This is a genomic window from Paenibacillus sp. PL91, assembly GCF_012935325.2.
Lineage (GTDB): Bacteria > Bacillota > Bacilli > Paenibacillales > Paenibacillaceae > Pristimantibacillus.
Genome location: NZ_JABBYG020000016.1, coordinates 23,797 through 48,282 on the forward strand (window position 1 = coordinate 23,797; position 24,486 = coordinate 48,282).

Annotated in this window: 22 protein-coding genes; 18 read left to right on the plus strand and 4 right to left on the minus strand. The window is 49.4% G+C overall.

The genetic code is table 11. The features are described from left to right. Positions 1-317 precede the first annotated feature (317 nt). The 16 genes from HI950_RS26905 to trhA all read left to right on the plus strand — a co-directional run bounded on the left by HI950_RS26905 (position 318) and on the right by trhA (position 18,006). Positions 318-887 (plus strand): C40 family peptidase, encoded by a 570-nt coding sequence (locus tag HI950_RS26905; protein WP_169087179.1) that lies wholly within the window; start codon positions 318-320, stop codon positions 885-887. A 97-nt stretch (positions 888-984) separates the two neighbouring features. Continuing rightward, the gene (locus HI950_RS26910) at positions 985-2,067 is read left to right on the plus strand and encodes a Gfo/Idh/MocA family oxidoreductase (RefSeq protein WP_169087181.1); all 1,083 of its coding nucleotides are present in this window, start codon (positions 985-987) and stop codon (positions 2,065-2,067) included. Positions 2,068-2,290: 223 nt separating this feature from the next. Next, positions 2,291-3,751 (plus strand): polysaccharide deacetylase family protein, encoded by a 1,461-nt coding sequence (locus HI950_RS26915; protein WP_169087183.1) that lies wholly within the window; start codon positions 2,291-2,293, stop codon positions 3,749-3,751. 28 nt (positions 3,752-3,779) lie between these two features. Next, on the plus strand, positions 3,780-5,093 hold the full coding sequence (locus HI950_RS26920) for a nucleotide sugar dehydrogenase (RefSeq protein ID WP_169087185.1): 1,314 nt from the start codon (positions 3,780-3,782) through the stop codon (positions 5,091-5,093). Between the two features lie 22 nt (positions 5,094-5,115). Beyond that, a complete protein-coding gene (locus HI950_RS26925; RefSeq protein WP_169087187.1) occupies positions 5,116-6,987 on the plus strand; it encodes a glycosyltransferase in 1,872 nt (623 codons plus the stop codon). Between the two features lie 39 nt (positions 6,988-7,026). Next, positions 7,027-8,694 carry a polysaccharide deacetylase family protein gene (locus HI950_RS26930; RefSeq protein ID WP_169087189.1) on the plus strand — a complete coding sequence of 556 codons (1,668 nt, stop codon included), beginning with the start codon at positions 7,027-7,029 and terminating at the stop codon, positions 8,692-8,694. Then, a complete protein-coding gene (locus HI950_RS26935) occupies positions 8,651-9,781 on the plus strand; it encodes a glycosyl hydrolase family 18 protein (protein WP_223285524.1) in 1,131 nt (376 codons plus the stop codon). The genes HI950_RS26930 and HI950_RS26935 overlap by 44 nt, the downstream gene beginning before the upstream one ends. Positions 9,782-9,939: 158 nt before the next feature. Beyond that, positions 9,940-10,803 carry an iron uptake system protein EfeO gene (gene efeO, locus HI950_RS26940; RefSeq protein WP_169087191.1) on the plus strand — a complete coding sequence of 288 codons (864 nt, stop codon included), beginning with the start codon at positions 9,940-9,942 and terminating at the stop codon, positions 10,801-10,803. A gap of 4 nt (positions 10,804-10,807) precedes the next feature. Then, complete coding sequence (efeB, locus tag HI950_RS26945; protein ID WP_169087193.1) at positions 10,808-12,136, plus strand: iron uptake transporter deferrochelatase/peroxidase subunit; 1,329 nt, start codon at positions 10,808-10,810, stop codon at positions 12,134-12,136. A 59-nt stretch (positions 12,137-12,195) separates the two neighbouring features. Further along, entirely contained in the window at positions 12,196-14,007 is a 1,812-nt protein-coding gene (locus HI950_RS26950; RefSeq protein WP_169087196.1) for an FTR1 family iron permease, read from the plus strand. A gap of 130 nt (positions 14,008-14,137) precedes the next feature. Further along, entirely contained in the window at positions 14,138-14,467 is a 330-nt protein-coding gene (locus HI950_RS26955) for a LapA family protein (protein WP_169087198.1), read from the plus strand. 22 nt (positions 14,468-14,489) lie between these two features. Next, positions 14,490-15,416, plus strand: coding sequence for a TRM11 family SAM-dependent methyltransferase (locus HI950_RS26960; protein ID WP_169087200.1), 927 nt, complete (start codon positions 14,490-14,492; stop codon positions 15,414-15,416). Between the two features lie 32 nt (positions 15,417-15,448). Next, a complete protein-coding gene (locus tag HI950_RS26965; protein ID WP_169087202.1) occupies positions 15,449-15,652 on the plus strand; it encodes a hypothetical protein in 204 nt (67 codons plus the stop codon). Positions 15,653-15,914: 262 nt separating this feature from the next. Beyond that, positions 15,915-16,382 carry a hypothetical protein gene (locus tag HI950_RS26970; RefSeq protein ID WP_187768174.1) on the plus strand — a complete coding sequence of 156 codons (468 nt, stop codon included), beginning with the start codon at positions 15,915-15,917 and terminating at the stop codon, positions 16,380-16,382. Between the two features lie 204 nt (positions 16,383-16,586). Next, positions 16,587-17,282, plus strand: a complete 696-nt coding sequence (locus tag HI950_RS26975; protein WP_169087206.1) for a lipase family protein — start codon at positions 16,587-16,589, stop codon at positions 17,280-17,282. A 79-nt stretch (positions 17,283-17,361) separates the two neighbouring features. After that, positions 17,362-18,006 (plus strand): PAQR family membrane homeostasis protein TrhA, encoded by a 645-nt coding sequence (trhA, locus tag HI950_RS26980; protein WP_169087208.1) that lies wholly within the window; start codon positions 17,362-17,364, stop codon positions 18,004-18,006. Positions 18,007-18,121: 115 nt separating this feature from the next. Here trhA and HI950_RS26985 read toward each other — a convergent pair whose 3' ends face one another. Continuing rightward, positions 18,122-18,937 (minus strand): lipase family protein, encoded by an 816-nt coding sequence (locus HI950_RS26985; RefSeq protein ID WP_169087210.1) that lies wholly within the window; start codon positions 18,935-18,937, stop codon positions 18,122-18,124. A gap of 150 nt (positions 18,938-19,087) precedes the next feature. Between HI950_RS26985 and HI950_RS26990 the strand changes: the two genes are divergently transcribed. Then, complete coding sequence (locus HI950_RS26990) at positions 19,088-20,056, plus strand: Gfo/Idh/MocA family protein (RefSeq protein ID WP_169087213.1); 969 nt, start codon at positions 19,088-19,090, stop codon at positions 20,054-20,056. Positions 20,057-20,117: 61 nt separating this feature from the next. Here the strand turns inward: HI950_RS26990 and HI950_RS26995 are convergent, their stop codons facing one another. After that, the gene (locus tag HI950_RS26995) at positions 20,118-21,302 is read right to left on the minus strand and encodes a magnesium transporter CorA family protein (RefSeq protein WP_169087215.1); all 1,185 of its coding nucleotides are present in this window, start codon (positions 21,300-21,302) and stop codon (positions 20,118-20,120) included. 254 nt (positions 21,303-21,556) lie between these two features. Here HI950_RS26995 and HI950_RS27000 point away from each other — a divergent pair, with 254 nt between their 5' ends. Then, a complete protein-coding gene (locus HI950_RS27000) occupies positions 21,557-22,111 on the plus strand; it encodes a general stress protein (RefSeq protein WP_169087217.1) in 555 nt (184 codons plus the stop codon). 92 nt (positions 22,112-22,203) lie between these two features. Here HI950_RS27000 and HI950_RS27005 read toward each other — a convergent pair whose 3' ends face one another. Both HI950_RS27005 and HI950_RS27010 read right to left on the minus strand, forming a co-directional pair. Then, positions 22,204-23,433, minus strand: coding sequence for an NAD(P)/FAD-dependent oxidoreductase (locus HI950_RS27005; protein WP_169087219.1), 1,230 nt, complete (start codon positions 23,431-23,433; stop codon positions 22,204-22,206). 78 nt (positions 23,434-23,511) lie between these two features. After that, a complete protein-coding gene (locus tag HI950_RS27010) occupies positions 23,512-24,381 on the minus strand; it encodes an AraC family transcriptional regulator (protein WP_169087221.1) in 870 nt (289 codons plus the stop codon). Between the last annotated feature and the right edge of the window lie 105 nt (positions 24,382-24,486).

Genomic DNA, 24,486 nt, shown 5'->3' on the forward strand with positions numbered 1-24,486 from the left:
TGTAGCATATATATAGTAAATGAATGATGTCATTCTTTTCCTACTATATCATCTTCCAAATAAGAAAATGTTAACATTTTTTTAAGCAAGAGGGAAAAAAGGCGAACTACCTTATTGAGTAAAAAGAGAAAATCCAGTAAAATAAAGAAAAGCTATGGAAGAATGAAGGATTGGTAGAAGACCCTCTGTCACACGATTTTCACAAAACTGGACTAAGGTCGGGGACATACCTATTACCTGAGCAGGTTTAGAATATTGTTCTCCTGCATTAAAGTTAATACCAAGATGAGAGTTCTTTAATGTGGAGGTAGTACGGCATGAATAGAGATGTAGAAATTTATGTGCTCCTGACGAATACGGGTACATTATTCTCAAAGACCATTAGATGGTATACGAAAAATATGCTAAACCATGCATCGATAGCATTTGACAGCGATTTGAATGAAGTTTACAGCTTTGGGCGAAAGAATCCGAACAACCCATTTTTTGCGGGATTTGTGAAAGAGGATGTGCGCGGCGAGTTCTTCGAGCATTCAACCTGCGCTTTATACCGGTGCAAGATCAGTCATTGCGCTTATATTAACATCAGAAATCAGATTCAATATATGGAGAAAAACCGGGACCAATACAAATACAATCTGCTTGGCATGTTTGGCATCATGCTTAATATTGAGATGAAACGAGATTACGCTTACTTCTGCTCGCAGTTTGTCGCTTCGGTCTTCGAGGAGAGCGGAGTTAATTTGGTCAATAAGCCATCTTTATTCGTAACGCCGGCTGATTTGGAGAATACGGCTTTGCTGGAATTAGTATACCACGGCAAGCTTCACGCCTATACAGGCTGCAAAGAGGAAATTAAAGCGACGGGCACTTTCCGAACTGCTTGAAGAAGATCTCTCATGGGGAGATCTTTTTCTTTTTAACTAATTCTTTTTAAACTAAAAGCAGGGAAATGAAACATCAATCGGGGAGGCTGATTCTAAATTGTCCATTATCCGTTTTGGCATTATCGGCGGGGGCTGGCGCGCGGAGTTTTACATAAGGATTGCGAAAGCGCTGCCTGAGCGATTTCACATCCATACCATGCTTGTACGAGACGAGGAGAAGGGACGGGCACTCGAAGCAAAATGGGGCATTCGAACCGTTCGCAATGTTGAGCAGTTTGTGGAAGAGGCAGCGAATATTAGTTTCGCTGTCGTGTCTGTGCCCCGTACGGCAGCTCCTGATTTGATCCGTGAATTAACCGAGCACCGGATTCCGGTTCTGGCAGAGACGCCGCCGGCTGCTGATTTGGCTGCGCTAACTGCGCTTTACGACTCATTGCCGAAGGATGCGATGGTACAGGTTGCGGAACAGTATTTGTTTCAGCCGATGCATGCCGCCCGTATTCAGATCGCCCGCTCCGGGAAGCTTGGCGAGGTGAAGCATGCACAGGTATCGGCTGCCCATGACTATCATGGGATCAGCCTGATAAGACAGCTGCTGGGCGTCGGCTTCGAGCATGCCGCTATTTGCGGCCAGCAGTTTGAATCAACGATTATGCAAGGGCCTAGCAGACAAGGCGATCCCCTTGAAGAGCGCATCGTACAATCCGTGCAGCGGATCGCGACGTTCCGCTTTGGCGATAAGCTGGCTGTGTATGATTTTACGGGAGATCAATATTTCTCATGGATTCGGCGCAGCCGAGTGCTTGTAAGAGGCAGCAAAGGTGAGCTTGTGGACTCTGAGGTCAGCTATTTAAAGGATTACGCCACGCCCATTCATACAGAGCTTCGTAGGGTGGATACCGGTCATCACGGCAATTTGGAGGGCTACTACCATCGCGGTGTCACCGCTGACGGGGACTTTCTGTACCAAAACCCGGTCGCTCCCGCAAGGCTAAGCGATGACGAAATCGCGATAGCTACGTGCTTGCTTCGCATGGGAGATTACGCCACAGGGAAGGGAACCTCCTTCTACAGCATCGCTGAGGCTGCCCAGGACCATTATTTGGCGCTGTTGATGGGACAAGCGATAGAGTCAGGACTAACAGTCCATACAGAAAATCAAGTTTGGATGAATGAATAAGACATTTAGTATACAAAATTGGTACCATTTACATGCAGGACTTATTTCTGGCCTATGATAAAATGTATTTAAAGTGGAACGACTCTAATTCACATTTATTGTGATTGAGTCGTTTTTTGTTTTACGGAGTCGAATTGTACAGAAATTGTATAGTGTTGCCGAATATAATGTTTTACAAGAACTGCTTTTAATGGCTACAACTTGGGTATAAAGGAGTAAGCAGATGTCATCCCTCCACAAAAACAAATCGAAAAGAACCTTTGCCCTCATCCTATCGTTCATCCTATTTCTATCAGCTATAACGCTGACTGGCTGCACCTTGTTTCGAGAACCAAGCAAGCCTGCGGACGTGACTCAGAGTGAGGAGACGGATCCGCCTCAGATGCCGCAAAACGGAGAGAAAAGCAAAGCTATTCCGTTCGTGTACACGACGAACAAGGAGCTGTCGCTTACCTTTAACGGCATGGGTGACGAGGAGGTCATGGCTAAGCTGCTTGATGAGCTTGATCAATATGGAATTAAAGCGACTTTTTTCCTGCCTGGCGTGCGGGTGGCGGAGGAGCCGGATATTGCAAACGAGATTTTGTCCAGAGGGCATGAGATCGAGAACAATACACTTAACCGATTGGATCTAACCAATCTAAGCTACGAGCAGGTATATAAAGAGATACAGCTAAGCAATGACATCATCAAACAGCAAGCAGGCGTGACCCCACAATTTATGAGAACAAGATCGGGCGATTATAACGATAGGGTTCTCTTAGCGGCAGCGCAGAGCGGGCTTTCGGCTGTTGTTACATACAGCCTTAATTTGCATGAGTGGCAATCAGAAACCGAGCAAGAGAAGTCCGATTATATCAAAAAATATGTGACCCGCGGCGGGATCATTGCTTTGGATACGGAGCTGGATGCGCATGTTCTCGAATCCATTCCCTTGATCGCAAAGGCTGCCGACGATGTAGGCTACAAACTGGTTCCGTTGAAAAAGCTGATCGAGAGCGGCCAAGAAAGAAAGCAGCTTGCTCAAATTCCAGGCTATGATGCTGCAAAGCTGAATTTGAAGTACAGCTCGGCCCCTTACAAGCTAATTTACAACTGGGAAACGAACAAGAAGGTCGTATCGTTGACTTTCGATGACTGGGGCACCGATTATACGGTGACGAAAATTTTAGATATTTTAGATGAGTATGACGTAAAAGCGACCTTCTTCTTACGTGCAAACGGGGTTGAGAAAAACCCGAATTTGGCTAAGGCGATCGCAGAGGCAGGACATGATGTCGCTAACCATACGTATAGTCATCCCGTTATTACGAAGATCACACCCGAGCAGCTGCAGGAGGAAGTCGTGAAGGCTCATCAGTTCATAACCGAGGCGATTCAGAAGCAGCCCGCCATGCTGTTCAGGCCGCCTACCGGCGAGATTGATGATGAGCGCGCGAGGATCGTAGCTGCAACCGGCTATAAATCGATCGCGATGTATGACGTAACGGTTTTTGACTGGGACTCTGCAAACGACGCCGATCATATTGTGAAAGGCATTCTCGACCAAACGGTGAACGGGAGCGTCATTTTGCTTCATATGTTAGACGATATCCATACGATAGAGGCGCTGCCAATCGCTATCGAGAAGCTGAGAAGCAAAGGATATGAATTTGTTCCGATGTCGCAAATGTCTCTGAAATAACATTTTGTTACTAGATGGGGTTGGGCATATGACGTTATTTGATGAGATCGTTGCGAAACAGAAAAAAGTGGCTGTCATTGGCTTAGGCTACGTGGGCTTGCCCATCGCAGTCGCTTTTGCCAAAAAAGCAGATGTGATCGGCTTTGACGTGAGCAAGGAAAAGGTTGAAGCCTATAAAAGAGGAATCGATGCAACGGGGGATGTCGGCAATGAGGCACTAAAGAGCAGTACAGCCCGGTTTACTTCCGATGAGAATGAGCTGGAGGATGTATTCTTCTTCATCGTAGCTGTGCCGACGCCCGTTCAGAGCGGCAATGTCCCGGATCTGAAGTATGTGCAAAGCGCAAGCCGGACGGTTGGCAGGCAGCTGAAGAAGGGCTCGATCGTCGTATTCGAGTCGACTGTCTATCCGGGCGTGACCGAGGAAATTTGCATGCCGATCCTAGAGGCCGAATCGGGATTGACGTGCGGCGCCGATTTTAAAATCGGCTATTCGCCTGAGCGAATCAATCCGGGAGATAAAGTTCATCGGCTGGAGAATATAACGAAGATTGTGTCCGGCATGGATGCAGAAACGCTCAATATAGTAGCAAGCATGTACGAGCTAATTATTGAGGCCGGCGTATATCGTGCTGAGAGCATTAAGGTTGCCGAAGCGGCCAAGGTTATTGAAAATGCGCAACGGGACATTAACATCGCTTTTATGAATGAATTGTCTATGCTATTCAACAATATGGGCATTAGTACAAAAGCCGTTCTGCAGGCGGCCAGCACCAAATGGAACTTTTTGAGCTTTACGCCGGGTCTGGTGGGCGGCCATTGTATCGGTATCGATCCTTATTATTTGACGTACAAAGCAGAGGATACCGGCTATCATTCAAAAATTATTTTAGCAGGACGCCATATTAATGATGGAATGGGTAAATATGTAGCTCAGCAGATAATCAAGAAGCTGGTGAAGCTGAAGGAAAATATGAATACGGCCAAAATCGGCTTTCTTGGTCTTTCCTACAAGGAGGACAGCTCGGATATCCGCAACACGAAGGTCACCGACATCATTCAAGAGCTTGAGGAATATGGCATTACGACGCTAGTAGCTGATCCGAATGTGGACAAGCAGCAGGTGTTTGCCGAATACGGCATCGAGCTCTGTGAGCTGGATGAGCTGAGTGGCTTAAATGTTGTCGTCGTGGCCGTTCCGCATAGCCAGTTCAAGCGAATGAGCGTAAACGACTTTGACAAGCTGTACGAGGATAACAAAACGAAGCTTATCGTCGACATAAAAGGAATATTCAATAAAACCGATTTCGAAAAAAACAAATACGAGTATTGGAGCTTGTAGTGCCAGATTGGAGACAGCAGCTATGTTTAAGCGAGAAAAAAAGAAGCCTGAAGAAGTGCTGTCTGTCCCAAGGGCGGACAGGCGAACCCTCTCTCATGTACCCGATCCGGAACATCTTAGGCTAAAGGTCGATCGAAGAGGTGCCGCCGAGGGACTGAGTGATGACGGCAAGTTTGATTTTGGCAGTATGAAAAAGCTGCGCGGATTAAGCATGAGATTTGAGGCTAGCTTTGACGTATGGCTTCAGCGCAAAGGACGAAGCAAGAAGTCCCGGATAAAAGGCCAAGCGATCGATATTTCATCAACAGGTATTTTAATTGAGCTGGACCCAGCTTTTGCCGATCAATTGATTATGGAGGGAGGCAAATACCAGCTTAACTTCGATATTCCGCCCGGTACGATGCCTGAAGGCTTTGAATCGTCAGTAAGGCTCGAAGCCGTTATCGTCCGAACATTCACGCGTGATGAAGGTGATGGATCAAAGCAATTAATAGCTTTCCAATTCACTAGGCCGATAGCAGCATACCTGCAAAGAAAACGGTGGGGCTATTCCGTTTACATGGCGAGCAGTCTGCTGTTTGTTGCCGTTGGCATCATCATGCTTATGCGCGTGGAGAGCATCATTTATTTTAAATATAACATCCTCTTATACTTATACAGCATTACAGCAGCAGCCTTTCTGCTGACGCGATACTTCTTCGGGGCACTGCACCGGGATGTGCCGATTAATCAGCATTATACGCCTGGCGTGTCGATCATCATTCCTTGCTTTAATGAAGAGCAATGGATTCATCGAACGATTTTGAGCTGTATGAATCAGGACTATCCCGTTGATAAGCTTGAGGTGATCGTCGTGGATGATCGCTCCAAGGATCGTTCGGTCGAGCAAATTCAGAAGGTCATTGATCTTGTCCATAAAGAGGCAGAACGGTATGCAACGAAGGAACGTCTGAAAATGCATGTGCTTGCGGAAAATGGAGGCAAGCGGGTTGCGCTCGTCAAGGGTGTGGAGATGGCGAAACATAATCTGGTCGTATTCGTCGATTCGGACAGCTTTCTGGAGCCGACGGCGATCAGGCATCTTGTCCAGCCTTTTCAAGACCCGCGAATGGGCGGCGTGGCTGGACGCACTGACGTCGAGAATAAATACACCAACTCCGTTACGAAGCTGCAAACGGTGCGCTACTATATTGCATTCCGCATCATGAAGGCCGCCGAGTCATGGTTCGACAGCGTCACCTGCTTGTCCGGACCGCTGTCCTGCTACCGGAAGGAATTGATCCTCAAGCATAAGGATGCTTGGCTTAATCAGAAGTTTCTCGGCCAGCCGGCAACCTTCGGGGATGACCGCAGCATGACGAATTTTATTTTGAGGACGCATCGAACCGGCTATCAGGATTCAGCGATCTGCTCGACTATCGTGCCGTCCGATATGAATGTGTTCTTGAAGCAGCAAATGCGGTGGAAGCGTTCATGGCTGCGGGAGTCCCTTCGGGCAGGCGGCTTTATTTGGCGTAAAGAGCCGTTTATGGCGTTGTTTTTCTATATCGGGCTAATTGTTCCAATCGCCGCGCCGGTTATCGTTTTGTACAATTTAGTTTACGTGCCGATTGTGCATCACGTATTTCCGAGTACCTTCCTGATGGGGCTGCTGCTGATGGCGCTGCTCATGAGCTTTGCCCATCTGCTGTTTCGCAAGAGCAAGCTGTGGGTTTTCGGGATCGTCTTCTGCGTCTTTTACGAGCTTGTGCTGCTGTGGCAAATGCCTGTCGCATGGGTCACGTTCTGGAAATCGACCTGGGGAACGAGAGAGACGCCGCAGGATATCGAGGCTAGAAATAAGAAAGAAGCTAGAAAAAACAAAAACAAAAAAAATATGGACATGCCGCTTTAATGCAAGCATGGGCTATTTTTAGAATGAAGGATGGCCGCCATGAAAAAGAGCAATTCATATGGAGCCTTTGATTACAATAAAAAAAATAAAAGAAAGATCATCAAAACTTCCATACAATCGATCATTTTGATCGTTCTTGGCTTTATTTTATATCATGCGATTTTTGATACGAAGCAATATGCGGAGCCGGACCCTGCGCAGTGGAACAATAACAACGGCTTTGTTGCGCTGTCTTATTTTGGCGTGGCAAGAACGGGAACTACGGAGCTGATTGCCAAAAAACGATTGGACCAGCAGCTGAAGACGCTCTCCGACCACGGGTATACAACGATTTCGCAGCAGGATGTCATGGACTACTACAGCAATGGAAAGCCATTGCCGCCCAAAGCATTGTTTCTCTCTTTTGAGGACGGGCGGAACGATTCGAGCTTATTCGCGCAGCCATTGCTTGAAAAGTATAACTTCAAAGCGACCATTTTGTCTTATGCAAACAAGGCAGGCAGCAAGGAATCAAAGTTTCTACAGCCTAAGGATATGCTCAAAATGATGAAAACCGGCTATTGGGAGCTGGGCAGCAACGGCTATCGTTTGACCTACATTAATATTTTTGACAAAGCGGGAAAGCTGATTGGCGTAAAGGACGAGAATGAATTTAAGGATAGGGAAAATACAAGCTATTACACCCACTATCTGATGGATTTCATTCGGGACGAGAACCATGTGCCTATCGAGAATCGCAAGGCGATGGAAGCTCGTGTGAATGCGGATTATAAGTCGATGGACGAAATTTATAAGCGTACGCTCGGTTTTGTGCCTAACGTTTATATGATCATGCATGCAAACTATCTTTATGGCGGGATGAACCGGCTTGTTGAAAATGTGAATGACGACAATATTAAGGCGATGTTCGGGATGCATTTTAACCGCGAGGGATTCTCCTTCAACACTAGTGATGAGAGCCCATATGATCTCACAAGAGTACAGCCGGCGTCGTATTGGTATACGAATCATTTGCTTATGAAGCTTCGCAAGGATACGGGCGAGAAGGTTAGCTTTGTTGCCGGCGATGAGAAACGTGCGGCGAATTGGAACCTTGAAAGCGGAGCCGCTGAATTTGCCGATGATCGTATCGCTTTGACGTCGCCTCCGGCAGGCAAAGGATTTCTTTATTTGAAGGGCAGCGGGGCTTACAGCGACGTTAAGGTTACTGCAGAGCTAAGCGGCCATTCGGTTGGCAAGCAATCAATATACCTTCGTTATAATCGGAAGCTGGGTTCTTATGTACGCGTGTCGATCGAGGATAACAAGGTTATTCTCGAACAGAAGGACAAGGCGGGCAAGATTGAGCGTCTGCTTGAGCATAGCCTATTGAGCGTAGCAGCAGAGCGTGCCAAGAAGCTAGAGATCGCCTTGCATGACAATCAATTGATGCTGAAAGTGGATGATGAGCTGCTGCTTGGCGAGCAGCAAATAAACGCCGCAATCAAAAGCGGCGAGATAGCGCTATCGTCTGAAGCGAGCCCGATAAACGAAAAAGACGATATATACGATGCGGCATTTGATGACATAAGGGTGATGTCCGTTTCGGAAGATGGCAGCGAGCAGAAGCTTTTGTACAAGAATGGATATACAGGCATTGAAGGATTAATCAGCAGGATCAGGAATGCGGTCAATGCTTCCTTTGATTGGGCGATCGACACCTTCTAGGTTAATGATGAACAATGCAAAGGAAGTGTCTGGATTGGTTAAGACTCGGAAATTGTTTATAACCGCAAGCTTGCTTATATTGTTTATTGGCGCTGCTGTATGTTATGACAGGATGCCCTCTCCAGCGGAAAAAGCGGGGCTGCCTCTTGAGCTATCCGCTTGGCTGGCGGATTGGCAATGGCAAAATGGGCTTGAAAATTTGGAGGTATTGAAGGAAGGCTTAACGAGCCTGCAGATGTTTGCTGCTTATTTCGATCAGACGGACAGCCTTTACTTTACCGACGATTATGATGAGGCAATGCCTGAAGTGTTGAAGCTCTTTGAGCAGAGCGGGCTTGATCACGTTTATTTGACGGTCGTGAATGATCAAATCCTGCCGAGCGGCGAATCGCGCCAGAAGGACCCTGAATTAATTACGCGCTTGATGAGCTCGGAGGAGAGCCGAAGGAGGCATGCGGATGAATTAATAGCCGCTGCCGAGCAGTACGGCTTCGGCGGCGTGGAGCTTGACTATGAAAGGGTTGCGGAAGAAGATTGGGATAAGGTATTGCTGTTTATCTCCGATCTATATTCACGCCTGAAGGATAAAGGAAAGTCGCTTCGCGTCGTGCTGGAGACTCGGGCCAAGATCGAGCAGCTTAAGATGCCGGAGGGGCCTGATTATGTCATGATGGCTTATAATTTATATGGGTTTCACAGCGGACCTGGACCGAAGGCGGATCATGCATTTATCAAGCAATTAACAAGCAGAATGGCGTATTTGCCAGGCAAGCCGTATATCGCTTTTTCTGTTGGAGGCTTTGATTGGCAGGAGGCTGGCAAGGCAACGGCTCTGACGGAGGTTCAAGCGTCTAATTTGGCGAAGCAGAAGGGCAGTACGGTTCGTCGGGATCAGGCGAGCGGGAGCGTGTACTTTGATTATACGGACGAGGATCAGGTGAAGCATACGGTATGGTATGCGGATGAAAAAACCTTGTTGCAATGGATAGAGATCGCTCAGCAAGCCGACATCAACAAGGTGGCGATATGGAGATTGGGCGAAATGCAAATTTCTTCTCTCGATTTATTGAAGCAGCAAGCAGGATGAAAATAAGGTGAAAAGGGACTTTCGCAAATGCGTCCGGCATCTGCGAAAGTCCCTTCCTTTGTTCCAAAACATTCGATTGACAATGATTATCATTAGCGAATATACTTCATTTTAGAACAAAATCAGATCGAATGAATTGAAACAGGGGAGCAATTATAATGAAGCTTAAATTATCCATTTTATTACTTGCGTGTTTGATCGTATTTACAGGGTGTGGCTCAAATGCATCGAACAAGAACGAACCGACACAACCAGAATCAGAAAGCAATGCTGCTGTTGAAGCGGTAGTCTCGGAGGAGGATTGGGCTCCGATTCTGGACAGCTACCGCCAGTTCGCGATTGAGCAGGCGGATACATTCATTCTGGAAACGGAGAAATTTGTAACAGCTGTCAAAGGCGGCGATATCGAGACGGCTAAGCAGCTCTACGCACCGACTCGCATGTACTACGAGCGGATCGAGCCGATTGCCGAAGCGCTTGGCGACCTAGACCCGAACATCGATGCACGAGAGAACGATGTGGAAGAGAAGGAATGGCGCGGGTTCCACCGCATTGAGCAAGCGCTGTGGGAGAAGAACACGACGGAGGGCATGGGAGACTATGCAGATCGCCTGCTGGAGGACACGAAGCTGCTTCGCGCTTTGATGGAGACGGTTGAGGTAGAGCCAAGCCTGCTTGTTACAGGAGCTGTTGAGCTGCTTAATGAGGTATCATCCTCGAAGGTAACGGGCGAGGAAGAACGTTACTCGCATACGGATCTTTATGATTTTGCTGCAAACGTGGAAGGCGCGGACAAAATCTATCAGCTTGTCAAAGCTGATCTGAGTAAGAAGGATGCAGCGCTAAGCGAACAAATCAGCAAAGGCTTTGCAGACCTTGAGCAAGCGCTGGCGGCTTACAAATCCGGTGAAGGCTATGTTTCGTATTTGGATTTGAAAGAGGAAGATACGAAGAAGCTAAGCCAGCTTATTGATGCGCTCGCAGAGCCGCTTTCGCAAATGGGAACGATTCTGGAGGCATAACAACATGACAAAACCTAGCGATTCGGAGCAGTCAGGACAGACACAAACGCAAGGCGAAGGCAAGCTTGGGATCATCGATAAAAAAATTAGCCGCAGAGATTTGCTGCGAATGGCAGGAGTAGGCGGAGCTGGGCTCCTGCTTGGGGCGACGGGAATGGGAGGACTATTCTCAGCGCAGGAGCGCAGCTCGGCAAAGCCCGCTTCCCAAACAGCTAAAGTAGACAGCGATCAAATGGTGAGCTTTTATGGAACGCATCAGGCGGGCATAACGACTCCGCCTCAGGATTTTATCGTATTTGCTTCTTTTGATTTAACGGCTGGTTCACTTGATGAGGTTCGCAAGCTGTTCCAAGCGTGGACAACGGCTGCGGCTACGATGGCTAGCGGCGAGATGCTGGGCAGCAACAACGATAATTTGAATTTGCCGCCCTCGGATACGGGTGAAGCCGCAGGGCTTTCGCCATCACGAACAACCATTACTTTTGGCGTTGGCGCTTCGTTCTTCGACGGCAGATATGGCCTAGCAGGCAAACGGCCCGCTGCGCTTGCGGATTTGCCTCCTTTCGGCGGCGATGAACTTCGCGAGGAATGGTCAGGCGGCGATATCGGCGTGCAGGTGAATGCGAACGATTTGCAAATTGCGTTTCATGCGATACGCAATCTAGCCCGCATCGCGAGAGGAAAGGCTGTGCTGCGCTGGACGCAGGAAGGCTTCCAGCGGACGAGCGGCGCAGACCCAGCTGGTGCAACGCCTCGCAACCTGATGGGCTTTAAGGATGGGACGAACAACCCTGACGTCAACGACGATGCGGAAATGAAGAAGGTTGTATGGGCAGCCGCTTCCGACGGTACGCCTTGGATGGATCAAGGCAGCTATATGGTTGTAAGGCGCATCCGCGTACGCATCGAGGTATGGGATCGTTCCTCGCTTGGCGATCAGGAAAATACGTTCGGCCGCCACCGGAGCAGCGGTGCTCCACTCGGATCTGCAAATGAGACCGATAAGCTCGATTTGGAGAAAAAGGATCAGAAGGGCGAGCCTGTTATTCCAATGAATGCGCATATCCGTCTCGCGCATGGCGACGGCTCGGTCAAAATTTTGCGCCGCTCCTTCTCATACTCTAGCGGTATGGATAATAAAACAGGTCAGCTGGACGCGGGGCTGCTATTTATTTGCTTCAATCGCGATTCACGGAAGCAATTTATCCCAATGCAGACGAAGCTGGGCCAAAGCGATCTGCTAAACGAGTATATCGTTCATACCGGCAGCGCGACGTTCGCATGCTTCCCGGGTGTGCGCGAAGGCGGATATATCGGAGAAACGTTGTTTTAATATGCAATCATTCCTATAAATATAAAAATAGAAGCTCTCTATGACGAAAGGGGCGGACGATGATGTTCGCACAACTTGGCAACGGTATGAAACGGCCTATTATTCGTTTCTTCTCCGTTGTTTTTCTTTTGATAATGGCATGCAGCAGTGGACTATATGTGCAAGCGGAAGGAGATCAAGCAGCAGAGCTGAATCGCTTGCTTCCGCTTGTTGGCAGCGCGCTCGTCGAGGCTGGTCGAGGGGACTGGAAGGAAGCGGCAGCGCATGTTGAAGATGCAGCCGCGAAGTGGGAACAGCTAGAGCCAGCAGCGACAAAGGAAGCTGCCGCAGTAGATTCTGCGCTTGCAGGCGCAGCTAAAGCGCTATCCCGTTCAGAGAATGACCCGGATGCTGCGAAAGCTTCGTTATCGTCGCTTGCGAAGGCATTTAATAAATATGTGAAAAGCCTGCAGCCGGAAACGCCCCAGCTATCGGGTCAAGAGGCCGCGGTAATCATGCTGCCTCTAACGGAGCAGCTGCTGACGAGCGTACAGGCTGGCGATTGGGAGAAGGCGAAAGCCGATTATCGTCAGTTGAATGCCAATTGGCCGAAGGTCGAGCCCGCGGTTAGGGCGGATAATTCCAGCGTTTACGGCGGCATGGAGACGAAGATGAGCATGCTTCGGATTGCCATTCAAGCTGATCCGCCGCGAGCGGAGCAAGCCCAGACCGAAACGGCAGCACTCATTCAATTAATAAAAGATTACCGCGACGGTAAAGCTGCAGCTCCAACGAATGAAGCGGGCTTAACGATAACAGATGCGGTAGACATTCTTAATCAAGCGTTGCGCGATATCCAGCAGGGGCATTATCCGGAAGCTGCTGGCCAAATGGAAGCCTTTATCGTTCAATGGCCAGCGGTTGAGGGAGCGGTGCAACTGCGATCTCCTGCTGTATACAGCAGCATCGAAATTCGCATGGCAGAGGTAGGCGGGTATTTACTGTCCGATCCTCCTGCTGGGGAGAAGGCTGAGGAGCTGATTGCCGAGATGCTCGGGCAGCTTGAGCCGATGATGGAGGAGACGCGTTATACAGCTTGGGACGCGGGAATGATTTTGCTTCGCGAAGGACTTGAGGCTATTTTGGTGCTTGCTGCATTATTAGCTTATTTGCAGCGTACGGGCAATAACGATAAAAGGAAATGGGTATGGTCTGGCGTAGGGATAGGGCTATTACTGAGCGGCATTATGGCCTTTGTGCTGACCTATGCGATTTCTCAGATTGCTGCTGGAAGCGCGCGCGAGTCGATTGAAGGCGTTGCCGGATTGCTATCGGTCGTACTGATGCTGACTGTCGGCAATTGGCTGCACAATAAATCAAATATGAAAAACTGGAATCAATACATTGATCAGCGGATGGGCAGCGCTCTTGCAAGGGGAAGCTTATGGTCACTGTTTGCCGTATCGGGATTGGCGATTTTCCGCGAAGGCGCCGAGACGACAATCTTTTATGTCGGGATGGCTCCCTCAATCGATCCGCTGCAGCTCGCGCTTGGCTTTGGCGTTACGTTCTTGCTGCTAATTGCGCTGGGCTACGCCATTATCAAGTTCAGCAGCAAGCTCCCGGTTCGACCCTTTTTTCTAATCGCATCTACGCTCATTTATTATCTGGTCGTCCGCTTCCTTGGGGAAAGCATCCACTCGCTGCAGGTATCGGGATGGGTGCCTTCGCATACGGCAGCCGGCTTGCCGACCATTGGCGCACTGGGTGTTTATCCGACTTGGGAATCGACGCTGCCGCAGCTGGCGGTGCTTGCATTTATAATCGTCAAAGTAAGCTTGACGCAGCTGCGCAAAGCGGCTCCGGATCGCAAAACTGCAAATGTAAAATAGTCAGGTTTAGGCAGGTGCTCTTATACAGGGCGCCTGTTTTATGAAAGGTATAGGGGAGAGCCTGAAGCAGGGGGAGATAGGCGAATCGACGCGGTTTGTGGTATGATTTTTGGAAAAGGGAGGGAACGGCTTGAAGGGACAAGGTGTACTTATTTCCGCGTTAGTGTTTGCGCTTCTTATCGCGATATTTGCGGTAATCAATGTCGATTCCGTACAGGTTAACTTCTTTTTTGCAAAAACGACGCTTCCGCTTATTCTAGTGATCCTGGTATCAACGCTGCTCGGAGGGGTAACGGTAGGGCTGCTCGGCTTGATTCGCCAGATCCGCTTGCAGCGAACGATCAAATCTTTGGAGAAGCAGCTATCTTCCATAACGGCTGAGGCCGAGCGGCTTGGTTTATCGCCGTCATCATTAGTCTCAGAGCCAAAGCAAGCGGCTCCAGCGGCTCCAGTCGAATAACTCAACTTAGATAGCGAGGCCAATGATGTTTATTTATACGTATGCATGCCACGAGGATGAGGCAAACTTATGCCAGCTTGAGCTGCAAACGCTGTTTGGGCAAAAGGCTGGTGGCGGAGGCGGGATCATTAGCAGCAAGTATGAGCTGCCTATAGATCGCAGTCCGTTCGTGAAACGGCGAATATCCGTTCTGCTAGCCGCAAGCAGCTTTGAGGAGCTAGCCTTGCAGCTTCCAGCTATAGAGCTTGATAGAAAAACGTTTAAAGTGCTGTTTACTCCTGGCGACGAGAATTTTACTTATGAGGAGCGGCGCCAGCTGGAGCGGGCAGCCGGAGCAGTTATTCGCGGCAAGGCGGACATGCGCAGCGCTGAACGACTCTTTGGTTTGACGAAGCTGGACGGATGCTGGTATTTCGGGCCGTGCGAGGAGAATAGTGCTGTCTGGCTAAAGCATCAGAGCAAGCCGCAAAATTATTCGACAGCGCTCCCGACCAGAGCAGCGCGAGCGATCGTTAATGCTGCGGCAGGGCCAGCGCCTGAACAGCTGCGGCTTATCGATCCGTGCTGCGGTATGGGCACGGTGCTCATTGAAGCGATGTCGATGGGCATCGACATCGAAGGGGTAGACCTCAATCCGCTTGCGGTGAGAGGCGCGCGCCTCAATCTGGCCCATTTTGGCTATGCGGACCGGGTCAGGCTTGGTGATATGAGGCTTATTGAAGGCCAATACGATGCTGCGATCGTGGATATGCCCTACAATTTATGCTCTGTGCTGCCGGAGGAAGAGCAGCTTGTTATGCTGAGCAGCGTAAGGAAATGGGCGAAGCGAGCGGTTATTGTCACAACAGTTCCAATCGATTTGCAGCTGGAAAAGGCGTCTTGGCACATAATGAAAAGCGCAACCCTGAGCAAAGCCTCTTTTACCAGATATATAAGTGTAGTAGAATAAGAAGTATGTAGCGCATGAAACGAGGTGAACCTATGTCTACAATTGATCAAAATCAATCCGAAGAGCAGCCGAAGCAGCTGACTCAAGCGGAGAAAGCGAAGCAACTGCTCGCTCAGAAGAAGCAAGCGAAAGCTGGCGGAGGCCCCGGCCAAACGCACCTATCCACAGGGACGCAGGCACTGAAGAGCCAAAACACGAAGAAGGTAAACAATCAACGTAAAAAAATGGGTGTATAGCTGCGGGAATGTAATTATGGCCGCAGATATAGCAACAAAGTAGGGCGCGGGCTGGCAACAGCTGAGCGCTCTTTCTTTTGTGCCAAGGTGATTAGCGAAGGCGGAATAACAATGTGCGAGTTAGCAGATGCTGAGAGCAATAGAAGAAGTTAACGAGCAGCACGTTAGGTGATGACCGATTGTTGATTGAATTGAAGGGTGAGTGGGCTTGATACTGGCAGAAGCAGCGCCGGGCGTTCTCGGATGAAGCGGCTATTCATGCTTGTCATCGGTATGGCAGCCTTCCTGCAAGCCATTCCAAGCGCAGAGGGTGCTTTATTGGGTGGGTGTCAATGTGTACAATGTGAAATATCATAATGGCGATAAAATGCATGGGGCAAGCCACGAGGACCCGCTCGATTTGCTTGATTATGTATACAACCGTTTTAGTCGAACGAAGCCGATTCAACTGTCTGAATTCGGGGTAACCCATTACAACACATCTGACGGACAAAAGGATAACAGCTTCGCGATCAATCGGATTTCACGCTTCTATCGCCATTTGAGGAATGACAATCCGAGGGTAAAAGCGGTCTTTTATTTCGCTGTGAAGCTGCAAGTCAAGCTGACACAAGACAGCCGAGGGACACAAACCGCCCGAATCCTGCGCAAGGACGGCACGAAGGTTGCGATGGCACCTGTCAAGGCCATTCAACGTAAAATATGGACGGGGACAAAAACGAGAGATTAGCGCCTTGTTTACCGAAATGTCCAAGCATTGCCGCTTAAGCGGACAGCTGCAGGCATTGGATACGAGGTAAATCTATACGGGAATAACATTTATATACAAGAATGAATCAAGGAGCAATCCCACATAATGAATATACAACGATGATTACACATACATGCAAAAACGCTTCACCTTTATTAAGAAATAATTACGGAGGGATTCGTTATGACGGCAACAAAACCATCACGAATGAGCATTTATTTGCTTGCCGGTGTCGCAACATCCAACAGTATATTTACCGAATGCAAAATAAAACTCGAAAAAATGTTCCAATCTGACGGAATTGAACCGGCTATTCATGTTATTTTTCCTTATGGAGATGCCAGCAGAAGCGTGGTTAGACAAGTGCTTGAGGTAAAGAGCGACTTGTCCAACCGCCTTACGGCTGGACGTATTGGCGGGCAGCATGCGCTGAGCAAAATCAAGGAGACATTAACGAGCGAACGCTTGCTGTTGATCGGACACAGCGGAGGCGGAGCGGCAGCCTACCAAGCGGCGAAGATGCTCTTTGAGCAAGATAAAATCGAGGATTTTCGCATCGTGCAGGTGGGGTCGCCAAGAACTCCGATTGAGCCGAAATTGCAGGACCGCGTCAGCTATTTTCATTCGATCGACCGCTTAGGCAAGCTTAATGATCCGATTAGCCGGATCGGCACATGGGGCGGCTGGAGCAGAAATGGATTTACGATGCCAAAATGGAATCGCATGAAGTATGCGCCAGGCTATGTGGAAGGCATTCCAACGGTAGGGGGACATGCCGATTATTTTCGCCATACGGAGGACTATACCGACCAAGAGGCTGTATGCAATCTCGACAAAACGATTGATCGCATGCGCGGCTGGTTGAAAGGGTGGGTCTGATCCTTTACACTAAGGGGAGAGGAAGCAACGCTTGAACGTCACTCGAGCGATTGCTTGCGACTTAGGAGGTGAGTGGCCTATGGCGAATACCCATACGTACTCGAAGAAGGAAGAAATAGCGAATGCGATCACGCATGGCATCGGGGCAGGGCTGAGCATCGCAGCGTTAGTTGTGCTTATAGTATTCGCTGCGACGAAGGGAACGCCCTTTCATGTTGTAAGCTTCACAATATATGGATCAGCGATGCTGCTGCTTTATGCGGCTTCCACACTCGTACATAGCTTTCCGGAGGGGAAAGCAAAGCGAGTGTTCGAATCGCTCGATCATTCCTTTATTTATGTATTTATTGCCGGGACGTATACTCCGATCCTCTTCCATATAGTGCAGGGGAAGCTTGGCTGGGTGCTGTTTGGCATCGTCTGGGGCGCTGCTGTTGTCGGCGTTGCGTTTAAAGCGTTCTTCGCCTCGCGCTTCCTGTTTACATCAACTCTAGTCTATATCGCGATGGGCTGGATAATCGTTTTTGTATGGAAGCCGTTAACTGCGCACCTCGCACCTGGGGGCGTACAATTGCTCGTAACGGGCGGATTGCTGTATACGTTTGGAACGGTATTCTATATGTGGCGCAGCTTCCCATATCATCATGCGGTATGGCATTTGTTCGTGCTCGGCGGATCGATTGTCCATTTTTTCGCGATTTTGCTTTATGTGCTGCCGGCGTAAAGAAGCTGCTCAAGCAATCATTCAAAAATAGTGAAGGAGATCTTACTCGCCGTGAAGCTGGCTTCTTGGTGAATGGGATTGCCTTCACTATTTTTTTATTTGGGCAAGCCATATGCTAAAGCTCGATCGCCGGGCACCAGCCGGGCGGCTCAGAGCAAACGGACAGCGCAAAGTCAGGGTCCTCATTAACAAGATCAGCAAAATAGCTGGATAAGATGTGGTTGCCGGCAACCGAGCCCATCCGGAAGGAGCGCTTAACCTCACCCTTTACGTGCATGTAGTAATAGGTCTGTTTCGTATTTGGCGACTGATAGACGAGCGTAGGCAGATGCGGGACAATATCGAATTCATTTTGAAATCGCCAATGTGTTGCTACGGTTGAATTGTAGTTATTTACAAACTTCGGATCCCCGATTCTCGGAGCGCCGAACGTGTACACAATGGGAGCAGTAAAGGGGGAGTTGTTGGCCAGATCGAGGGATGCGAGTGTTGCAAGCGCACCGCCTAGGCTGTGACCGGTTATGAATAACGGCCTATCCGGCGGAAGCTGCTTCATAATATCAAGTATTTGAGAGCGGGCGGACATGTATATGTCAGTGAAGCCTTTATGAGTGAGCCCCGTATTTTTGACCGGTCGGTAAGTTGTCTGCTGAGCAATGAAATCCGATACCCAATCGACAGCCGAGCCGCTTCCGCGAAAAGCAAGCACAGATGCGCGCTCTGAGGTCAGCACAAAGCCAAACCGCTCATCGCTGTTGTCATATGCTCTTGCTGTAAATTCGCTTACTAAGCTGTATGTTCTGGGTACAAGAAACAGTCCGTCCTTGTTATTGTATTGCAGGTACGTTTGTCCGCAAACCGCAGCCAAAAACAAGGCAGTTCGAAGATCGAGTTCTTGCGTTGCAACCGTGCTTCTCGTTTTTGTTCTCATATCATCCCTCCGCTCATACCACTCCGGCCATACTGATAATGTATTGTATGAATGAATGGGCGGATGGGTACCAGCGGATAAATAATGGACTTTACGCCGCAGCTCCAAGTATAATCGTGGGGTAAACCCATTATGAAAGGGGATTCATACATGACACTTCAAATAGGTATTGTTGGGACAGGCTGGTTTGGCATGATGCATGCGGAGAAGCTGGCTAAGCTGGCTGGCATTAAGGTAGCGGGTTTCGTTGCGACGAGTCAGCAAAAAGCGGATTTGGCAGCACAGCGCTTCGATGGTGCACGCGGTTACGAATCTATCCATCATATGCTGGATGATCGGAAGCTCGATGCGGTGTACATATGCGTTCCGCCTTTCGCGCACGGTGAAATCGAGCATGCGCTTATTGAGCGAGGCATTCCTTTCCTAGTGGAGAAGCCTATAGGCGTGGACGAGCAGCTGCCTACGGCAATTTTGCAGGGGATTGAAGAGAAGAAGATTATCACATCAGTCGGATATCACTTCCGCTATATGGACGGCACCGACCGTGCAAGGGAGCTGCTTCGCGATCGGACGGCACTTATGGCGCTTGGCTACTGGATGGGATCGATGCCAGGCGTTAGCTGGTGGCGCAAAATGGAAGGCTCAGGCGGACAATTCGTTGAGCAAACGACGCATATCGTCGACTTGCTAAGATATACAGTAGGTGAAGTGAGCGAGGTTTATGCCGCTTATGGCGACCGTTACATGAGCAGCGTGGAGGAAGGCGTATCCGTTCCCGATGTCGGAACCGTCACATTAAAGCTAGCAGGTGGCGCTGTGGCGACGATCAGCAATACATGCGCCATTCCGGCAGGAGATCGTGCTGGACTGCATATATACACAAATAAAGGCGTGCTTGAGCTAGCGCATGGAGGGCTAATCGATACAGAAGCGGGACGCAGGACGGAATATGCCAATGATTCGGATCCTTATGAGCGTGAGAACGAAGCTTTCCTTCATGCCGTTAAGACAGGAGATACGTCTCGTATTCGCTCATCCTATGCGGATGCTGTGCTTACCCACCGAGTGACAATTGCTGCGAATGAATCTGCACGCACGGGACTGCCAGTGAAGCTATAAATAGCTGTTTTAACGAAAAAACCGATCATTTAGGCGCAATAAGCCTTGATGATCGGTTTTTTTATCTGCGTCTTCTTGGAGTGTGCATCCGTGTCTGAGGCTGCTCGTCCGCAGCAGCTGATGCTTGCTCCGAACGACTGGCTTTTGTGCGCTGAGATCTTTTTGGTCGAGAGGAGGATCCTTCCGCAACGATTTCCTTCGGATTGCGTCCATTGAGCAAGTCGCCGGTCCAGCCTTTCTTCCAGAGCCAAATGTACATGAAGAACGTAATTAATGCAATGCAGGATATCATCGCAGTAAAGCTCCATTTGTTCTCTTTGAATGGAAGAACCTCAAAGTTGACTCCCCAAATGCCGCCTATGATTGTAGCTGGAAGGAATAGCACCGTAAATATCGTCAGCGTTTTCATGATATCGTTGCCGCGGAAGTTTGAGATCGCGTCATCCATCGAAATGAGTGTATCGATCTCCAAGGCGTAATGCTTCAGCAGCGCCTCGATTCTCTCGAGCTTATGCGTAATCCGCTTGAAGGTGTCCGTTTCGGTTAGCTCATCCATGAAAGCTTCCTTAGCGGCGCTATGCACCTCTCGGACCGGAATGAACAAATGGCTCCAATGCAGCAAATCATAGCGTCTCTCAAAAATAACATCGATTAGACCAGTCCGATTCTCATTGCGCATCGTCGTTTCGAGCTCGCCGAGCCTTGTCTCGAAGCCGTCGAGCCCCTCATGGAACGTTTCTAGAATGATGCTGAGCATAATAAATAGAGCTTCCGGCGCGGTCTCGCAGCTCTCAAACTTAGTCACATGCTCAATCGATTGAAGCCGCAAGGGCAGGCGCATATCATCGTGCATGGTAATCAGACGGTTCTTGCTTAGCCAAAAATGAAAGGGCTGAATGTCGGTTTGATCTTCCGTTACTTGGAACATGAGCGTCCCGTATAACAGCATCTCAGCGTTTGATAAATCGCCAACCGATATATTATTGGTCCGTCTCCCCGCGCATTCATCGATCCAGGAAGCGCATCCTGGATAAAGCTGCTTCAACTCATCCGTTTGCTGCTCAATGCTATCCTGCTCTATTTTTGAAATGGCTTTGACGGCTTTTTGTTCCTCGCGTGAAGACGTGGTCTGTCTTTGCGTATTTTTCCTGCTGGGCAAGGGTTCTTTCCTTACAGCCTGACCCTTCGCTTGCTGCAGCACATGCCATTCCCATCCTGCGGGATAGCGAAGCATCCGATGGATCATCGCTTTGCCTCCTGCTTGTCCGATTTTCCAATATCTATTTTCCATCATACCGCGAACTGCAGGGCAGCACAACCTGCTCAGCGGATTAGACAATCCCTTTACGCATTCATGCCATAAACCAACAAAATACGACTTATTCCGTCAAAAACAGGGCATACCAAGATTAGCTTGTCTCATAAGACTGCTTATGCTTGCCAAGCGGCCACATGGCAATTCGCTTTTGCATACGCAAAGGCTCTCAGGAGGGAACATTCATGGCAAGAAAAATAGGAATATTCGATACAGAGCAGCAAGCAATAACGGCAATAGAGCAGCTAGAGCAAGCTGGTTTCGTCAAAGGCGAGCTCAAGGTGCTGGCGAAGGATTCCTATCATTCCCGTCGCATAGAAGCAGAGAGCGACGTCCATGTCGACGAGCTCGGCGAGCTTGAGGATATGCCGGATCGCCAAGGGCTTGGCGTTCTGGGCATGGCTGCAGCGTCCGGATTTGGCGGAGTTGGCGTCAATGCCGTTTATGGAGTAGCAGGCTATGGATCAGCGCCTTATATCGCAGGAGGTTATCCATTTGCAGCAGCTATGCTGCTTGGTGATGATGAACATAGCGATACGCTGCAAGCGCTGGGACTAGACGACGATGAAGCAAAGGTATGTAGTCAGGCGTTGCAAAGCGGATCATTAGTCGTAATCGTAGAAACCGATGAAAGCAAAACGTTGTTCGATAAGGACGGCGGACCCGATTTATCGAGATTAGGCGCAGCAGAGGCCGTCTTTCGTACATGCAATGCTTCGTCCATAGCAGATGGAGCCTAGTGTCCCATACCCCGGACGCACATCTATATAATAGGAAGAAGCCTCATGTTTCGCGCCGCGAATTCCGTGCGACCGGAAGAGGCTTCTTATTTTTATACACTAGAAAGCGATTTGCGATCCAGCTTAACGATATCCGTTAAAGGATGGGCATCTCCGCGAATAAGGTCACGGAGCAGTTGGGCTGCGATCATGCCGTACACAGAACCGTTTCCCCCATAACCTAAGCTGTAATAGACGTTCTTCCATGCCGGGTCGACACCTATAAAAGGCAAATTGTCTCGCGACTCCCCAAAGGTGGCACTCCATTCGAATTCAATAGGAGCTTGCAGCTTGGGAAACAAAGCCATTAAACGCTCGTGCAGCTTATTTGACCGTTTGGCTCTTTCTTGTTCACTCCGCAGCGGCTTTTCCGAGTCCTCATCCAAGCCTCCGATAACGACGCGTCCGTCAAGTGTCGTGCGCATATATAAATAAGGACGAGCTGTTTCCCATATCAGAAACCGGTCATGCCAGCTTTGAAGGGTTGGCTGAACGCTGGTGACAAGCGCGAAGGAGCGGTTTAATTCTGACTTGATAAGCTTGCCGCGAAGCTCCTCCGGTTCATAACCGATGGCATATACGACATGCTCTGCTTCGATCTCATAGCCATCCGCGGTACGCAGACGATGAAGGCCGCTTGGGAGCGTATCATGCGCGACGATATCGGTTTGCTCATGGATCTCAAGTCCTGCATCAGCAGCGGCATTCGCAACACAGTTAACGAATTGAAAAGGATTTACCTCAGCATCGCCGTGCGAAACGATTGCGCCCGATTTTCGGAACGAGAAATGATTCATGATGTCATCCGGCGACCAAAATTCAACATCTAGGCCGCAAGCCTTAAGCGCTTCGTATTCCTTTTTAAGCTTGGGCAAATCCTGTTCGGTCGAAGCATAATAAAGACTGCTTCTTCTTCTGAAACCGACATCGACCGAGAGTGATTCGGCCGTCTTCTCGAGCATATTGACGGCGTCCTTGCATGCCCGGTAGAAGGCTTGCGCATCCTGCTTCCCGATTTGCTCGATTAAATCGCATAGCATAATATCGTTGGAAAACTGAATCATACCGGTATTCGCAGAGGTGCTTCCGCCTGCTACCTGACCGCGTTCAAGCATGATAGCCGAAAGTCCGCTGCCATTGAAGACAGAGCCGCAGATCGTTCCGGACATGCCCCCTCCGATAATGGCAACTTGAGTTTTTTTGTTTTGCCGCAGAGGTTCAAATTCCCTGGTATGATCCAGTGTACCCGGCCAATATAGGTTGCCGGTATGCAGCTCTTTCATAGGTCATCACTCCCTACGATAGTATTACCCGAATTTAAGAATATGAAGCGATGGTTTGTCGATACTAACTGAGCTTTGTTATTCCCCTAAACCTCTCATGGCCTCGCGATAGGAGGTGGGAGACTGTCCATGCAGACGCCGAAATTGCTTGGAGAAATAAAGAGCGTCCTGCAGTCCGACGGATGCGGAAATTTGCTCTATCGTCAGCTCTGGACGCTCGCGAAGCATGCGGCGCGCTTTGTCGATACGGAGCTTAAGCAGAAACGTGACAGGCGATACGCCGGTTCGCTGCTTAAACAAGCGTGACAAGTACGCTCTATTATAGCCAAGCGATTCTGCCATTTGCTCGATAGAGACGGGGTGGGCATACTGCGTCGATAAGTAGTGTACGACCTGCTGGAGCAAATGGTCGCCCTCTGCCTGCGCGGTACGAAACGAGCTGCCGCTCTGGGCATGCAGTAAGCTCTTGTATTCGGCCAGCAGCAGATGCAAGTAACCGGCTGCCCGCATATCCGCCGCCGCGCCGCCGCGCCTAAACGTTTCATAAATCTGCCGGAATAGGACGGCCGCTCGCCGCTTATCCGAGCCGAAGACGACCTGCTGCTCCGCTGCAAAGCCCGCTGAAGAGACGAGCTCCGCTGACTGCATGCCATTAAAGGCGACCCAGCGATACCGCCATGGTTCATCGCTATCGGACTCATAGCTGATCAGCTGCTCCGGCTCGATCAGAAACGTGTGGCCCGCGCGCAGCTCATGCCTTATGCCATCGCAAATAAAATGGCCTTTGCCGCTCAGCACGATATGCATCAAATAGAAATCGTAAACCTTCGGGCCAAGCCGGTGGAGAGGCTTCGTCTGGCTCTCGCCGGCAAACAATACGTTTAGGGGCGCGCGCTCGTCACTGCTGATTATCGGATTGGAGGCTACCGTATACATATCCTGCTGCATTTTACTTTACACCTGCTTTATATTCGAATGGAAATGAGGTCAAATGTAGCATTTGCACTATCATAGCATGTCTCAAGTTCATAAGTTAAGTCACATTAATCCATA

What these genes read in the sequence shown, in the direction of transcription:
- HI950_RS26905 (WP_169087179.1), top strand. Translation starts at nt 318, where the DNA reads ATGAATAGAGATGTAGAAATTTATGTGCTCCTGACGAATACGGGTACA.
- HI950_RS26915 (WP_169087183.1), top strand. Translation starts at nt 2,291, where the DNA reads ATGTCATCCCTCCACAAAAACAAATCGAAAAGAACCTTTGCCCTCATC.
- HI950_RS26920 (WP_169087185.1), top strand. Translation starts at nt 3,780, where the DNA reads ATGACGTTATTTGATGAGATCGTTGCGAAACAGAAAAAAGTGGCTGTC.
- HI950_RS26925 (WP_169087187.1), top strand. Translation starts at nt 5,116, where the DNA reads ATGTTTAAGCGAGAAAAAAAGAAGCCTGAAGAAGTGCTGTCTGTCCCA.
- HI950_RS26930 (WP_169087189.1), top strand. Translation starts at nt 7,027, where the DNA reads ATGAAAAAGAGCAATTCATATGGAGCCTTTGATTACAATAAAAAAAAT.
- HI950_RS26935 (WP_223285524.1), top strand. Translation starts at nt 8,651, where the DNA reads ATGCGGTCAATGCTTCCTTTGATTGGGCGATCGACACCTTCTAGGTTA.
- efeO (WP_169087191.1), top strand. Translation starts at nt 9,940, where the DNA reads ATGAAGCTTAAATTATCCATTTTATTACTTGCGTGTTTGATCGTATTT.
- efeB (WP_169087193.1), top strand. Translation starts at nt 10,808, where the DNA reads ATGACAAAACCTAGCGATTCGGAGCAGTCAGGACAGACACAAACGCAA.
- HI950_RS26950 (WP_169087196.1), top strand. Translation starts at nt 12,196, where the DNA reads ATGATGTTCGCACAACTTGGCAACGGTATGAAACGGCCTATTATTCGT.
- HI950_RS26960 (WP_169087200.1), top strand. Translation starts at nt 14,490, where the DNA reads ATGATGTTTATTTATACGTATGCATGCCACGAGGATGAGGCAAACTTA.
- HI950_RS26965 (WP_169087202.1), top strand. Translation starts at nt 15,449, where the DNA reads ATGTCTACAATTGATCAAAATCAATCCGAAGAGCAGCCGAAGCAGCTG.
- HI950_RS26975 (WP_169087206.1), top strand. Translation starts at nt 16,587, where the DNA reads ATGACGGCAACAAAACCATCACGAATGAGCATTTATTTGCTTGCCGGT.
- trhA (WP_169087208.1), top strand. Translation starts at nt 17,362, where the DNA reads ATGGCGAATACCCATACGTACTCGAAGAAGGAAGAAATAGCGAATGCG.
- HI950_RS26985 (WP_169087210.1), bottom strand. Translation starts at nt 18,937, where the DNA reads ATGAGAACAAAAACGAGAAGCACGGTTGCAACGCAAGAACTCGATCTT.
- HI950_RS26990 (WP_169087213.1), top strand. Translation starts at nt 19,088, where the DNA reads ATGACACTTCAAATAGGTATTGTTGGGACAGGCTGGTTTGGCATGATG.
- HI950_RS26995 (WP_169087215.1), bottom strand. Translation starts at nt 21,302, where the DNA reads ATGATCCATCGGATGCTTCGCTATCCCGCAGGATGGGAATGGCATGTG.
- HI950_RS27000 (WP_169087217.1), top strand. Translation starts at nt 21,557, where the DNA reads ATGGCAAGAAAAATAGGAATATTCGATACAGAGCAGCAAGCAATAACG.
- HI950_RS27005 (WP_169087219.1), bottom strand. Translation starts at nt 23,433, where the DNA reads ATGAAAGAGCTGCATACCGGCAACCTATATTGGCCGGGTACACTGGAT.
- HI950_RS27010 (WP_169087221.1), bottom strand. Translation starts at nt 24,381, where the DNA reads ATGCAGCAGGATATGTATACGGTAGCCTCCAATCCGATAATCAGCAGT.